Origin of the sequence: Pseudoduganella sp. UC29_71 (assembly GCF_042693265.1) — a bacterium.
GTDB lineage: Bacteria > Pseudomonadota > Gammaproteobacteria > Burkholderiales > Burkholderiaceae_D > Rugamonas.
Genome location: NZ_CP170549.1, coordinates 2,494,767 through 2,509,012, shown reverse-complemented (window position 1 = coordinate 2,509,012; position 14,246 = coordinate 2,494,767). Strand labels below are relative to the sequence as shown.

General features: G+C 67.2%; 10 protein-coding genes. 7 read left to right on the top strand and 3 right to left on the bottom strand.

The window, feature by feature from the left end; all coding sequences use genetic code 11:
- Nucleotides 1–22 precede the first annotated feature (22 nt).
- On the top strand, nt 23–3,151 hold the full coding sequence (locus ACFJI2_RS10985; RefSeq protein ID WP_377705024.1) for an EAL domain-containing protein: 3,129 nt from the start codon (nt 23–25) through the stop codon (nt 3,149–3,151).
- Nucleotides 3,152–3,261: 110 nt separating this feature from the next.
- Here the strand turns inward: ACFJI2_RS10985 and ACFJI2_RS10980 are convergent, their stop codons facing one another.
- Nucleotides 3,262–4,962 (bottom strand): MFS transporter, encoded by a 1,701-nt coding sequence (locus ACFJI2_RS10980; protein ID WP_377705023.1) that lies wholly within the window; start codon nt 4,960–4,962, stop codon nt 3,262–3,264.
- 219 nt (nt 4,963–5,181) lie between these two features.
- On the opposite strand from ACFJI2_RS10980, the gene ACFJI2_RS10975 reads away from it, so the two are divergent.
- The 6 genes from ACFJI2_RS10975 to ACFJI2_RS10950 all read left to right on the top strand — a co-directional run bounded on the left by ACFJI2_RS10975 (nt 5,182) and on the right by ACFJI2_RS10950 (nt 11,513).
- Nucleotides 5,182–6,360 carry an acetyl-CoA C-acyltransferase gene (locus ACFJI2_RS10975; protein ID WP_377705022.1) on the top strand — a complete coding sequence of 393 codons (1,179 nt, stop codon included), beginning with the start codon at nt 5,182–5,184 and terminating at the stop codon, nt 6,358–6,360.
- Between the two features lie 61 nt (nt 6,361–6,421).
- Entirely contained in the window at nt 6,422–8,302 is a 1,881-nt protein-coding gene (locus ACFJI2_RS10970; RefSeq protein ID WP_377705021.1) for an acyl-CoA dehydrogenase, read from the top strand.
- A gap of 46 nt (nt 8,303–8,348) precedes the next feature.
- Nucleotides 8,349–9,131 carry an SDR family oxidoreductase gene (locus ACFJI2_RS10965; protein WP_377705020.1) on the top strand — a complete coding sequence of 261 codons (783 nt, stop codon included), beginning with the start codon at nt 8,349–8,351 and terminating at the stop codon, nt 9,129–9,131.
- A 20-nt stretch (nt 9,132–9,151) separates the two neighbouring features.
- Nucleotides 9,152–10,147, top strand: a complete 996-nt coding sequence (locus tag ACFJI2_RS10960) for an NADP-dependent oxidoreductase (RefSeq protein ID WP_377705019.1) — start codon at nt 9,152–9,154, stop codon at nt 10,145–10,147.
- A complete protein-coding gene (locus tag ACFJI2_RS10955) occupies nt 10,147–11,061 on the top strand; it encodes an SDR family oxidoreductase (RefSeq protein WP_377705018.1) in 915 nt (304 codons plus the stop codon). The genes ACFJI2_RS10960 and ACFJI2_RS10955 overlap by 1 nt, the downstream gene beginning before the upstream one ends.
- Nucleotides 11,062–11,084: 23 nt before the next feature.
- Nucleotides 11,085–11,513, top strand: a complete 429-nt coding sequence (locus ACFJI2_RS10950) for a GNAT family N-acetyltransferase (RefSeq protein WP_377705017.1) — start codon at nt 11,085–11,087, stop codon at nt 11,511–11,513.
- Between the two features lie 13 nt (nt 11,514–11,526).
- On the opposite strand, the gene ACFJI2_RS10945 is transcribed toward ACFJI2_RS10950, so the two are convergent.
- Together ACFJI2_RS10945 and ACFJI2_RS10940 are read right to left on the bottom strand one after the other, a co-directional pair.
- Nucleotides 11,527–12,612, bottom strand: coding sequence for an alginate export family protein (locus tag ACFJI2_RS10945; protein WP_377705016.1), 1,086 nt, complete (start codon nt 12,610–12,612; stop codon nt 11,527–11,529).
- A gap of 203 nt (nt 12,613–12,815) precedes the next feature.
- The gene (locus ACFJI2_RS10940; RefSeq protein ID WP_377705015.1) at nt 12,816–14,234 is read right to left on the bottom strand and encodes an MFS transporter; all 1,419 of its coding nucleotides are present in this window, start codon (nt 14,232–14,234) and stop codon (nt 12,816–12,818) included.
- Between the last annotated feature and the right edge of the window lie 12 nt (nt 14,235–14,246).

The window sequence follows — 14,246 nt, the reverse complement described above, 5'->3', positions numbered from 1 at the left end:
TCAGGACAGGAGATCCCGCGCTATGCGTCTGCTTGCCGAGTTTGACAGCCGCCTGGCGCGGCTTAGCCTGCATGGACGGCTGTGGGCCGTGGTTGCCAGCCTGGCCATGCCGATGCTGCTGGCGGCGCTGCTGGCGGCATTTACCCACTTGTACGCAGTGCAGGCATGGCGCGCGTACAGCGCGCAGGAGCAATACGCCGTGCAACTGGCATTCAAGGCCGGCTCCGAACTGCGCCGGCTGGACGCGCCGGACAAGCGCCAGGCGGGTTTGCAGGAACTGCGCGAGCAAATGCGCACGGTTGCCGCGCTGAGCGGCGAAGCCGGCGTGCGGCGCGCCGCCCAGGCGGTGACCACGGGCAGCTACGCCTTCGGGCGTACGTCCGAGGCCGGGCTGTCTCCCTCCGCCGTCCTGGCGCCGCTGGTGGACACAGTGGGGGCGCGCGCCGCCGAGGCGGCCGAAAGGGCGCGCGCCCGGGCGGCGCAGCTGGCGCTGGGGGCGCTGATCGCCATGTTCCTGTTGCCGGCGCTGGCCACCGGCATCGGCATTGCCGTGGCGCGCCGCTTTACGCACAGCATAGACGGCACGCTGCGCGACTGCATCGCCTTCGCAAGCGCCATCGCGGCCGACAATTTCAGCCACGGCGGCGCGCACGCCCGGCCGGCGGCGCGCGCCAAGCGCCTCAGCGCGGACCCCGACAGCGCCAGCGAATTCGACATCCTGGTGCGCTCCATGAACCGCATCGCCGATGAAACCAGCATTGCCGCCAAGCGCGACGCCGAACAGAGCGCCCGGCTGCTGAGCGTGGAGCGCGCCTGGGCGCTGCTGTCCGCGTGCGCGCAATCGCAGTTGCGCGCGGCCGACGACAGGGAATTGCTGGCGGCCGTCTGCGCGCACCTGACGGAGCACGGCGGCTACCGTGCCGCGTGGGTCGGCTACGCGCTCGACGATGAAGCGCACAGCATCGAAGTGGCGGCACACGCGGGCACGGACGCTGCCTACGTGAACAAGCTGGCCCTGTCCTGGGGCGAGGAGGCGCGCGAGCAGGGCGGCTTCGGCACCGCCATCCACCAGAACCGCACCGTGGTGAGCAGCCAGCTGCCCGGCGACATGATCTTCAACGCGGCCGGCCGCCCCGGCGTGCCGCACGGCCTGATGGCCGCTGCCGCGCTGCCGCTGCGCGCCGACCCGGAAGCGGCGCCGTTCGGCGTGCTCGGCCTCTATTCCGTGGAGGCGGACGCGTTCACCGAGGAAGAGCTGGCCCTGCTGCAAGGACTGGCGGATGACCTGGTGCACGGCATCGCGCGCTGCAAGCTGCATGCGCAATGCGTGCAGCAAGCCGCAGCCGCTGCCGACCGGGTGGCACAGGCGCATCCGGTCTATTACGACAACCTGACCGGCCTGGCGACGCTGGCAACCCTGCAGCGGCAACTGGCGCCGCTGACTGAACAGGCGCACGCCGCGCGCCGCAAGCTGGCCGCGCTGTACATCAACCTGGACAGTTTCGACATGATCAACGAAAAGCTGGGCCATGCCGTGGCGGACCAGCTGCTGGTGCAGGCGGCGCTGCGGCTGGCGCAGGCCGCCGGCGAGAAGGCTGTGCTGGCGCGGCCCGGCGCGGACGAGTTCATCGTGCTGCTGCCAGGCCTGGTGTCGGCCGCCCATGCCGGCAAGATCGCCGCGCGCGTGGCCGCCGCGCTGGGCCAGGAGGTGGACGCAGGCCTGCTGCCACCCGATACGCCACAGCTCAAGCTGATGTGCTCGACCGGCATCGCCGTCTATCCCGACGACAGCGCCGGCGCAAGCGAGCTGCTGCCGCACGCGCTGCAAGCGATGCGGCAGGCCAAGCACCAGGGCGGCAACGCCCACCGCTATTATGCCGACGCGCTCAATGCCCAGGTGGCGCAGCGCAGCGCCATGGAGCTGGCCCTGGGCCGGGCGCTGGAACGCGGCGAACTGCTGTTGTACTACCAGCCGCAGAACAGCCTGGCCCACGGCGGCATCATCGGCGCGGAAGCCATGCTGCGCTGGCAGCATCCGCAGCGCGGCATGCTGGCGCCGCAGGAGTTCATCCGCCAGGCCGAGGAAACCGGCCTGGTGATGCCGGTGGGCGCCTGGGCGATAGAACGCGCTTGCGCGCAGATGAAGGAATGGGCAGGGCTAGGCGTGCCGGCGGCGCCGGTGGTGGTCAACCTGTCGCCCAGCCAGTTCCGCCTGCCCGGACTGGCCGACACCGTGCGCCGCGCGCTGGCCGGGAACGGCATACCGGGTAGTTCCTTGATAATCGAAGTGAGCGAGCAAGGCCTGCTGCAGGATGCCGACGCGGCGGCCGCCATTCTGCGCGAACTCAAGCAACTGGGCGTGGCTGTGACGCTGGACGATTTCGGCAGCGGCCAGGCGTCGCTGGCCTGCCTGCAGCAATTCCCGGTGGACTGGCTGAAGATGGACCCGGCGCTGGTGCGGGAGCTGGCCACGTCGCCCGCCGCCGCCGTGCTGTGCGGCGCCATCGTTTCACTGGCCCACACGCTGGGCATCCAGGTTGTCGCCGACGGGGTGGACAACGAAGCGCAGCTGCAAAGCCTGCGCCAGCAGCGCTGCGACGCGGTGCAGGGCGCGCTGTTCAGCAAGGCGGTGGCGCCGGACGCGTACGCCAGCCTGCTTGCCGCCGGCAAGAAGCTGACGCTGGCAGCCCGGGCCGAGACGGGGCCGGGCCAGGCCGCGCAGCGCGGACAAGCCGCTCCAGGCGCCCCGGCCGTTCAGGCAGGCCTGACGGAGAAGGCGGCCGCGCAGCGCTGCCTGCTGCTGGTGGACGAAGAAGCCGCCACGCTGCGCGCGTTGAACCGCGTGCTGAAGGGCGAGCACTTCAAGATCCTGGCCGCAGCCAGCGCCGCCGATGCGCTGGCCCTGCTGAAGGCGAACCCGGTGCACGTCATTGTGTCCGGCGAGCGCCTGCCGGACATGGGCGGCGCGGAGTTCCTGGGCCAGGTGGCGCAGCAGCTTCCGGCCACCGAGCGCATCCTGCTGACCGGCGACGCCAGCTTTGCCACCGCACTGGACGCCCTTAACAGCGGCGCTGCGCAGCGCATCTTCCCCAAACCCTGGAGCGACGCGCAGCTGCGCGAATGCGTGCACCCGCCGCTGCGCGCGGCATAACGCTGCCCATAATAGCGCGCCCCCCCTAATCGCGCCGCCCGTAAAAAAACCGCCCGAAGGCGGTTTGAAGGAACGCTGGCGGAGCGCGGAGCCCCGCCGTACAGGGGGAATCAGTCGCCGGCGTAGATGTTGTTGTCCTTGGTCTCGCTGACGAACAGCGCGCCGATGACAGCGGTGATCAGCGCGATCACGATCGGATACCACAGGCCGTAGTAGATGTCGCCCTTGAATGCCACCAGCGCGAACGAGATGGTGGGCAGCAGGCCGCCGAACCAGCCGTTACCGATATGGTATGGCAGCGACATCGAGGTGTAGCGGATGCGGGTCGGGAACATCTCCACCAGCATGGCGGCGATCGGGCCGTACACCATGGTCACGTACAGCACCAGGATGAACAGGATCAGGACCATCATCGGCTTGTTCATCTGGGCTTCGTCAGCCTTGGCCGGGTAGCCGGCTGCCTTGATGGCGCCGCCGACTTCCTTCTTCAGCGCGCCTTCGCTGTCCTTGCTGGCCTTGTCGAAGTTCAGGCCGTCGGCAGTCATGGTGGCGTTGAAGGAGGTGATTTCCTTGTCGCCGATCTTGATCTTGGCGACGCTGCCGGCTGGCGCTTCCTGCGTGGTGTAGTTCACCGACGCGCCGGACAGGATGCCGGTGGCGATGTCGCACGAGGATGGGAACTTCTTGGTGCCGGTCGGGTTGAACTGGAAGTGGCAGGATGCGGGATCGGCCACCACCACCACAGGGGAGTTCTTCAGCGCGGCTTCCAGCGCAGGATTGCCGTAGTGGGTCAGTGCGCCGAACAGCGGGAAGTAGGTCACGGCGGCAATCACGCAGCCACCCAGGATGATCCACTTGCGGCCGATCTTATCGGACAGCATGCCGAAGAAGATGAAGAACGGGGTGGCCAGCGCCAGCGACAGCGCGGTCATGATGTTGGCGTTGGGGCCGTCGATCTTCAGCACCTGGGTCATGAAGAACAGGGCGTAGAACTGGCCGGTGTACCACACCACCGCCTGGCCCATGGTCAGGCCGACCAGCGCCAGGATCACCACTTTCAGGTTGCGCCACTGGCCGAACGCTTCGCTCAGCGGTGCCTTGGAGGTCTTGCCTTCGGCCTTCATCTTGGCGAACGCCGGCGATTCATTCATCGACAGGCGAATCCACACCGACACGCCCAGCAGCAGAACCGAGACCAGGAACGGCACGCGCCAGCCCCAGGCATTGAACGCTTCTTCGCCGGTGGCGGTACGGGTGCCCAGGATCACCAGCAGCGACAGGAACAGGCCCAGGGTCGCGGTGGTCTGTATCCACGAGGTGAAGGCGCCGCGCTTGCCGTGCGGCGCATGCTCGGCCACGTAGGTAGCCGCGCCGCCGTACTCGCCGCCCAGCGCCAGGCCTTGCAGGATGCGCAGCGTGACCAGGATGATGGGGGCGGCAATGCCGATTGCCGCGTAACCCGGCAGCAGGCCCACGATGAAGGTGGAGGCACCCATGATCAGGATAGTGACCAGGAAGGTGTACTTACGGCCGATCATGTCGCCCAGGCGGCCGAACACCAGCGCGCCGAACGGACGGACGATGAAGCCGGCAGCGAAGGCCAGCAGGGCGAAAATAAAGGTGGTGGTAGGGTCGCCGATAAAGAACTGCTTGGCGATGATGGATGCGAGCGAGCCGTACAGATAGAAGTCGTACCACTCGAATACCGTGCCGAGCGAGGACGCGAAGATCACTTTCTTTTCTTCGGCCGTCATGGGCGCTGCTTTGCCCATGTTGCGGGCGCCGTTGGCGGTGCCGGATGCTGTTGCCATGATTGTCTCCATATAATTATTAAACCCGATAGCCAACGCGTGTTACTCCATTAGCATGGGTGCACTATGGACGCTTAACCTTACGTCATGCTTGCTCCAAACTTACGCAAAGCTTACAAAAAACACACGGCACGAAAATTTGCGAACGACCGTACTAAAATATGCTATTCTGAATAAATCGACTACACACCGACTACAACTTCTACCTGGAGACAGAAAATGACTGATGCCGTGATCGTTTCGACCGCCCGTACCGGCCTGGCCAAATCGTGGAAAGGCGCATTTAACATGACCCACGGCGCCACGCTGGGCGGCCACGCGCTGCAGGCGGCGATTGCGCGCGCCAACATCGAGGCGGGCGAAGTGGAGGACGTGCTGATCGGCTGCGCCAATCCCGAAGGCGCCACCGGCGGCAATATCGCGCGCCAGATCGCGCTGCGCGCCGGCTGCCCGGTAACGACCGCCGGCATGACCATCAACCGTTTCTGCTCGTCCGGCCTGCAGACCATCGCCACGGCGGCCCAGGCGATCATCGCCGGCCAGGGCGACATCTTCGCCGCCGGCGGGGTGGAGTCGATCTCCTGCGTGCAGCAGGAGATGAACCTGCACATGTACAAGGAAGTGTGGCTGTCGCAGAACAAGCCGGAAATCTACTGGAGCATGCTGCAGACGGCCGAGAACGTGGCCAAGCGCTACAGCATCGGCAAGGAACGCCAGGATGAATACGGCGTGCAAAGCCAGCAGCGCGCCGCCGCCGCGCAAGCCGCCGGCCTGTTCAACGCCGAGATCGTGCCGATGACCACCCTGATGGGCGTGGCCGACAAGGCCAGCGGCATGCTGGTGAGCCGCGAAGTGACCATTTCCGCCGACGAGGGCATCCGCGCCGACACCACGCTGGAAGGCGTGTCCAAGATCCGCACCGCCATGCCGGGCGGCGTGATCACCGCCGGCAACGCCAGCCAGTTCTCCGACGGCGCCTCGGTGGCTATCGTGATGAATTCGAAAGTGGCCGAAGCCAAGGGCTTGCAGCCGCTGGGCATCTTCCGCGGCTTTGCCGTGGCAGGCTGTGAGCCGGACGAAATGGGCATCGGCCCCGTGTTCGCCATTCCCAAGCTGCTCAAGCAGGCCGGCCTGAAAGTGGAAGACATCGGCCTGTGGGAACTGAATGAAGCGTTCGCCGTGCAGGTACTGTACTGCGCCGACAAGCTGGGCATCCCGATGGACCGCCTGAACGTTAACGGCGGCGCCATCGCCGTCGGCCATCCTTACGGCGTGTCAGGCGCGCGCCTGACCGGCCATGCGCTGATCGAAGGCAAGCGCCGCGGCGTGAAGTACGTGGTGGTCACCATGTGCATCGGCGGCGGCCAGGGCGCGGCAGGCCTGTTCGAAGTCGTATAAAGCAGCAAGCACGGGCGCTCGGAGAAGCGCCCGTTTCATAATTAGATTCCAGAGACTACCTATGCAATCCAAGCTCCTGTCGCGCCGCGACATCGATTTCCTATTGTATGAATGGCTGGACGTGGAGTCGCTGAACCAGCGCCCGCGCTTCCAGGACCACAGCCGCGAGACCTTCAACGCGGCCATCGACACGGCCGAGCAGATCGCCACCGACCTGTTCGCCCCGCACAACAAGAAGAGCGACCAGCAGGAACCGCACGCCGTGCCGGGCGAGCATTGCCTGGAGGTGAAGATCATCCCCGAAGTCAAGGCCGCGCTGGACGCCTATACGGCGGCGGGCCTGATGGCGGCGGGCCAGGACTATGAACTGGGCGGCATGCAGCTCCCAGTGACGGTGGAAAAGGTGCTGGCGGCCTACTTCACGGCGGCCAACGTCTCCACCACGTCCTATCTGTTCCTCACCATCGGCAACGCCAACACGCTGCTCAAGACCGGCACGCCCGAGCAGGTGCGCCGCTTCGTCAAGCCGATGTTCGAAGGCCGCTACTTCGGCACCATGTGCCTGTCCGAGCCGCAGGCCGGTTCCAGCCTGTCCGACATCACCACCCGCGCCGAGCCGGACCCGGTGGCCGGCCCGGAAGGCGAGCGCCAGTACCGCCTGAGCGGCAACAAGATGTGGATTTCGGCCGGCGAGCACGATTTGGCGGGCAATATCGTGCACCTGGTGCTGGCCAAGATCCCCGGACCGGACGGCAGGCTGATACCGGGCGTAAAAGGCATCTCGCTGTTCATCGTGCCCAAGTTCCTGGTCAATGAAGACGGCACGCTGGGCGAGCGCAACGACGTGGTGCTGGCGGGCTTGAACCACAAGATGGGCAACCGGGGCACCAGCAACTGCCTGCTCAACTTCGGCGAAGGCAAGTTCAAGCCGCAGGGCAAGGGCGGCGCCATCGGCTACCTGGTCGGCCAGCCGCACCAGGGCCTTGCCAATATGTTCCACATGATGAACGAGGCGCGCATCGGCGTGGGCGCCGGCGCGGCGGTGCTGGGCTACACCGGCTACCTGCACTCGCTGGACTACGCGCGCAACCGCCCACAAGGCCGCCATCCCGCCGCCAAGGACCCGGCCCAGCCGCAGCTGCCCATCATCGCCCACACCGACGTACGGCGCATGCTGCTGGCGCAGAAGGCCTACAGCGAAGGCGCGCTGGCGCTGGTGCTGTACAGTTCCCGCCTGGTGGACGAGCAGCATACCGCGCCCACGCCGGAAGCGCGCGCGCACGCGGGGCGCCTGCTGGACTTCCTCACGCCTATCACGAAGTCCTGGCCCTCGCAATGGTGCGTGGAAGCCAACAGCCTGGCGATCCAGGTACACGGCGGCTATGGCTACACCCGCGAATACAACGTGGAGCAGTTCTACCGCGACAACCGCCTGAACGCCATCCACGAAGGCACGCACGGCATCCACGGCTTGGACCTGCTGGGCCGCAAGGTCTCCATGCAGGAGGGCGCGCTGTTCAAGGCTTTCGCCGGCGAGGTGCGCAAGACCGTGGACCGCGCCGCGTCGGCCAACCCGCAGTACGCGCTGTCGGCTGAGCTGCGCACGCAGGCCGACGCGCTGGCCGCCGCGCTGCGCCGCACCAGCCACGTCACGCAAACCCTGTACGCCGCAGGCGACATGAACAAGACGCTGGCCAACGCCAGCACCTATCTGGAAGCCATGGGCCACATCGTGGTCGCGTGGATGTGGCTGGAGCAAGCCATCGTCGCCGCGCAGCGCCTGGCGGAGGGCGCCGCCGGAGACGACGCCAACTTCTACCAGGGCAAGCTGCAAGCCTGCCGCTACTTCTTCCGCTGGGAGCTGCCCAAGGTGCAGCAGCAGCTCGATTTGCTGGAAAGTATAGACACGACCACGCTGGACATGCAGGATGCGTGGTTTTGATCGGACCACGAAATTTGAACTTAAATCTCAGCAGGAGACAAACGCTATGCGCACTACCCAAGAACTATTCAGCCTGAAGGGCAAAACCGCACTGGTCACCGGCGGCTCGCGCGGCCTGGGCCTGCAGATGGCGCTGGCGCTGGGCGAGCAGGGCGCCCAAGTGGTGCTGTCCTCGCGCAAGCAGGCGGACCTCGACGAAGCCGTCGCCATCCTCGCCAAGCACGGCGTCACCGCCTACGCCATCGCGGCCGACCTGGCCAAGGAAGCGGCCGTCGGTCCGCTGGTGGACGCGGCGCTGGAAAAGCTGGGCGGCCATATCGACATCCTGGTCAACAACGCGGGCGCCACCTGGGGCGCGCCAGCCGAGGACTACCCGCTGGAAGCGTGGGACAAGGTGATGAACCTGAACATCCGCAGCATCTTCCTGGTATCGCAGGCGGTGGGCAAGCGCTCCATGATCCCGCGCAAGTACGGCCGCATCATCAATATCGCATCCATTGCCGGCCTGGCAGGCAACCCGCCGGGCATGCAGACCATCGCCTACAACACCTCCAAGGCGGCGGTGATCAACTTCACCCGTACGCTTGCGGCCGAATGGGGCGTGCACGGCATCACCGTCAATGCCATCGCGCCGGGCTTCTTCCCGTCCAAGATGACGGCAGGCCTGCTGGCCGCGCTGGGCGAAGAGCAGATGGCGGCCGAAGCGCCGCTGCGCCGCCTGGGCGACGATGAAGACCTCAAGGGACCTGTCGTGCTGCTGGCGTCCGACGCGGGCAAGCACATCACCGGCCAGACCCTGCCCGTGGACGGCGGCGTGTCGGCACTGTAAGCAGAGAATAAGGAGAGAACATGGGCACTTATCAGCGCATCGTCCTGGCTTCCCGCCCGAGCGGCGAAGTCCAGGCCAGCAACTTCCGCCTGGAGACGGCCGAGATTCCGGCCATCGCCGACGGCCAGCTCCTGGTCCGCAACCACTACCTGTCGCTGGACCCCTACATGCGCGGCCGCATGAGCGACGCCAAGAGCTACGCCGATCCGCAGCCGCTGGACGCCACCATGATAGGCGGCACCGTGGGCCAGGTGATCGAATCGAAGCATCCCAAGTTCGCGGCGGGCGATTTCGTGGCCGGCATGTTCGGCTGGTCCGAGATCGGCGTGTCCGACGGCGCGCTGCTGCGCAAGCTGGACACCACGCACATTCCGTTGTCCGCCTATCTGGGCCCGGTCGGCATGCCCGGCATGACCGCGTGGTTCGGCTTCAACCAGATCATGCAGCCGAAGGCCGGCGAGACGGTCGTGGTGTCCGCAGCCAGCGGTGCGGTGGGCAGCGTAGTGGGCCAGCTGGCCAAGCTGCGCGGCTGCCGCGCGGTCGGCATCGCCGGCGGCAAGGACAAGTGCGACTACGTGGTCAATGAACTGGGCTTCGACGCCTGCATCGACTACAAGGCCGGCAAGCTGGAGGCCGACCTGGCCGCCGCTACGCCGGACGGTGTTGACGCCATCTTCGAAAACGTGGGCGGCGCCGTGTTCGACGCCGCGCTGGCGCGCACCAACGCCTTCGCCCGCGTGGCGCTGTGCGGCATGATCGCCGGCTACAACGGCGAAGACGTCCCGATCCGCAATGCGCGCGTACTGCTGACCAACCGCCTGACAATGCGCGGCTTCATCGTCTCCGAGCACATCGAGCTGTGGCCGCAGGGCCTGGGCGAGCTGGGTGGGCTGGTCGCCACCGGCAAGCTGAAATACCGCGAATCGATTGCGGACGGCCTGGCCGCCGCACCGGAAGCATTCATGGGCCTCCTCAAAGGCAAAAACTTCGGCAAACAACTGGTAAAGCTCATCTGATGAAAAACTTCCAAGACAAAGTCGCCGTCATTACCGGCGGCGCAGCAGGCCTCGGCCGCGAATTCGCCATCAAGGCCCACAAGCTGGGCATGAAGCTGGTGCTGGCCGACGTGCAGCAGGACGCGCTGGACAAGACCGTGGCCGAACTGAAGGAGCAGGGCGCGCAGGTGATCGGCATGATCTGCGACGTGCGCAAGGGCGAACAGGTGCAGGCGCTGGCCGACGCCGCCATGAAGGAATTCGGCTCCGTGCACCTGGTGTTCAACAACGCAGGCGTCGGCTCCGGTGGCCTGATCTGGGAAAACACTGTGGCGGACTGGGAGTGGGTGCTGGGCGTGAACGTGTGGGGCGTGATCCACGGCGTGCGCATCTTCACCAAGCTGATGCTCGAATGCGCGAAGAAAGAAGAGGGCTACGAGGGCCACATCGTCAACACGTCCTCGATGGCCGGCGTGGTCAATCCGACCGCGATGGGCGTCTATAACGTTTCCAAGCACGCGGTGGTGTCGCTGTCCGAGACGCTGTACCACGACCTGAACCTGGTGGACGCGCCGATTGGCGCCTCGGTCCTGTGCCCGTTCTTCGTCCCGACCGGCATCAACCAGTCGCACCGCAACCGCCCGGACGACGTGAAGATGGACGCCAAGCCGACCCGCAGCCAGCTGGCCTCGCAGGCCATGACGGACAAGGCCGTCAGTGCCGGCAAAGTCACCGCCGAAGACGTGGCCAACATCACCTTCAAGGCAATCGAGGACGGCCAGTTCTACATCTACACGCATCCCCAGGCGCTGGGTGGCCTGAAGACGCGCATGGAAGACATGACCACCGGCCGCAACCCGACCGACCCCAACGAGGCCACGCCGCACATCCGCCAGATGCTGAAGGACATGGTCAAAGGCGGTAGCGCAGCCTGATTCCGTATGCGACAATTCGGCGCATGAATACTATGCACGAAATTCGCTTCGGCGACTGGGACACCCTGCAGCAGGACGCGAAGGCCATCCGCATGGAGGTCTTCGTGGTGGAACAGAATGTTCCCGCAGAGCTGGAAATGGACAACAACGACGCCGCGTGCCTGCACGCCGTGGCCTATGACGCGTCGGGCACGCCGATCGGCACTGGCCGCCTGCTGCCGGACGGCCATATCGGCCGCATGGCGGTGCGCAAGGCGGCGCGCGGCACAGGCATCGGCGGCGCCTTGCTGCAGGGGCTGATGGCGCAGGCCAAGCTGCGCGGCCACAAGACCGTGGTGCTGGGCGCGCAAACCCACGCCGCCCCGTTCTACGAGAAGCACGGCTTCGCCATCGTCGGCGAGGAATTCATCGAAGCCGATATTCCCCACGTCGAGATGGCGCACACCTTCTGACTGGCGGGCAAGGTCAATAGCGGATGGTGGCGCCGAGGTAGGCGTAGCTGCCCGATGGCAGTTTCGCGCGCCTGAGCACATCGCCCGCATCCATGCGCTCCACGTTCAGCGTGAAGGTCAGGTGCTCGCTTGCGGCCCAGGTGCCGACCAGGCGGAACAGGCCGCCCAGCTCGCGGCCCGGCACGTTCTGCGTGCCGGCATAGGCGCGCATGCCGCCGGCGTACGCGGCATCGTCCTCCCTCAGCCGGCGCGCAAAGCCGTATTCGACGGCCAGCGCGGTGTTGGGGGCCGGCGAGAAGGCCAGGCCGGGCGACACCATGAGCAGGTTGCTCAGGCTGAGGAACTGGCCTTCGCCCAGATAGGCCGAGCTGGCGTAGAGCTGGTTGAAGCCCCGCAGCGTGCCGCCCTGGTGACCGCCGCCGCTGGCCACGTCGATGCGTGAGGTCAGGCGCGGCTTCCAGCCGTAATCCGGCAGCGCCAGGCTTTGCACGGCGAACACACCCCAGGCGCTGACGTCCCGGTTCATATAGCGGCCGCCCTGGCGGGCCACGGTCCAGTCATACTTCAGGCGGCCGCTGCGCCCGGTGAGGCGCAATCCCAGCGTATCCCGTTCATCCGTGCCGACGCTGCGGCCGGCGCGGAAAGCCGAATTCCGGCTGTGTATCCAGAAACCCTCCAGCGCGTCTTCCGGTTTGCCGTCCGCCTTGCCGTCCCTGGAGCCGTCTGCCGGGGCGGCGGGAGTGGACAGCGTGGCGTTCAGGCCGTGCAGGCGTTCGCCGTGGTTGATGTCCTCGTCGAACGCGCCGCGTGCGAGCCGCGTGGCGTGCAGTTCGTAGGCGCTGACCCGCCAGCGCTGGCCCTTCAGCGCCATTCGTGCGCCGTTCCAGCTGCGGTGCAGGTTCGGGCCGTCGCCGGGGCTCAGCAGCTGGCGTGGGCCGTCGGCGAACTCCTGCCGGCCAAACTGCATGCCCAGCGAGGCGCCCGCGATGTCGCTGCAGCCCCTCAGGTAGAGCTGTTGCAGCGAGGCGGTGTTCTGGAAGCTGGCGCTGGCCGTGCTGCGGCGCGCGCTGACCTGGCCGGTGCCGGCCTCGCCGTACACGCCGAAGCTTGGCGTAAAACAGCAGCTTGGCGCCGAGGATGCCGCGAAACAGCCCCTGCCGGTAGTCGTCGCCCGGCGCAAGCTGGGCGTTGCCGTAGACGTCGTAGCGCAGGCGGGCCTGGGTGCTGAGCGTCAGCACGGGGTCCGCGCAAGCGGCGACTGGCGCGGCAAGGAGGCAGGCGGCGATGGCGCGCAGGGGCAGTTTAGTTCTCACGCTGGCTCCGGCTGGCGGCTGCGATGGCCAGGGCCGCGAGAATCAGCGCGGCGGCGACTGCGAACGTGAAGCGCATGCCGGCTGCGGCCGCGCCAGGGTCGCCGGATGCGGCGTTGGCAGCACCGGAACCGAGCGCGTACACCGCGCCCATGACGGATGCGCCCGTCACCAGTCCAAGGTTGCGCGACAAGTTGAGCAAGCCGGACACCACGCCGCGCTGGTCGGCGGCGATGTCGGCCATCACGGCGGTGTTGTTGGCCGCCTGGAACAGCGCGTATCCGGCCGTGATGACGGCAAGCGGCGCCACGTAGCCGGGCACGGCCCAACGGTCCGCCGTGAACGGCAGCAGCGAGGCGCCCAGCGCCATGGCGGCGAGTCCGGAAACGGTCGTGCCGTAGGGGCCGAAGCGGTCCACCAGGCGGCCGGCCGGCACGCCGGCCAGTGCCGCGACGGCCGGCCCGCAAGACATCGCCAGACCGACTTGCGCCGCGTTCAGCGCCAGGGCGCCGGACAGGTAGAAGGGACCGACCACCAGCGTGGCCATCATGACCGTGGTCACCAGCGCGCTCATGACGAAACCCGCGGTCAGGGCAGGGTTGCGGAACATGGCCAGCCGGATCAGCGGCGACGCCGCCTTCTTCTGGACGAACACAAACAGGCCGCCTGCCACGGCGGAGGCGCCCAGCAGCGCCGCGTTGACAGGGCCGAAGTGGCCGCGCCCCTGCGTCACGGCCAGGGCATAGGCCACCAGTGCGAGCGCGAGCAGCACGGTGCCCGGATGGTCGAAAGCCGGCGTCCTGGCGTTGGCTGCGCGGCAGTCCAGCGGCAGGAAGCGCTGGGCCAGGAACAGGGCCAGCAGGCCCAGCGGCGCGCAGGCCAGGAAGATGGCCGGCCAGCCGAAGGCGGCGGTCAGTGCGCCGCCCAATGTCGGTCCGAGCGCGGTGCCCACGGCGGACGTGGTGCCAAGCAAGCCCATCGCGGTGCCGGTGCGCGATTTGGGTACGGTGCCGGCGATGAAGGCCATGGTCAGCGCCATCATCACGGCAGCGCCGACGCCTTGCGCAGCGCGGGCCGCGATCAGCATCGGCAGGCCGGGCGCCGCAGCGCACAGGGCGGAGGCGGCGGTAAACAGCATGATGCCGCCCAGCAGCAAGCGGCGGCGGCCCATCAGGTCCCCCAGCCGGCCGACGCTGACGATGACGGTCGTCATGGCCAACAGGTAAGCCAGCACGACCCACTGGACGTCTTGGAAGGTGGCGCCGAATGCCTGCGTCAGCGTGGGCAGGCCGACGTTGGCGATGCTCGTGCCAAGCGATGCCAGAAGGGTAGTCAGGGACAGGCTGGCCAAGGCCCATTTTGCGGCTGGCGCGAGGGGCGGCGCGGCGGCGACTGAGGTAGTAGTGTCCATGCGGATTCCAGG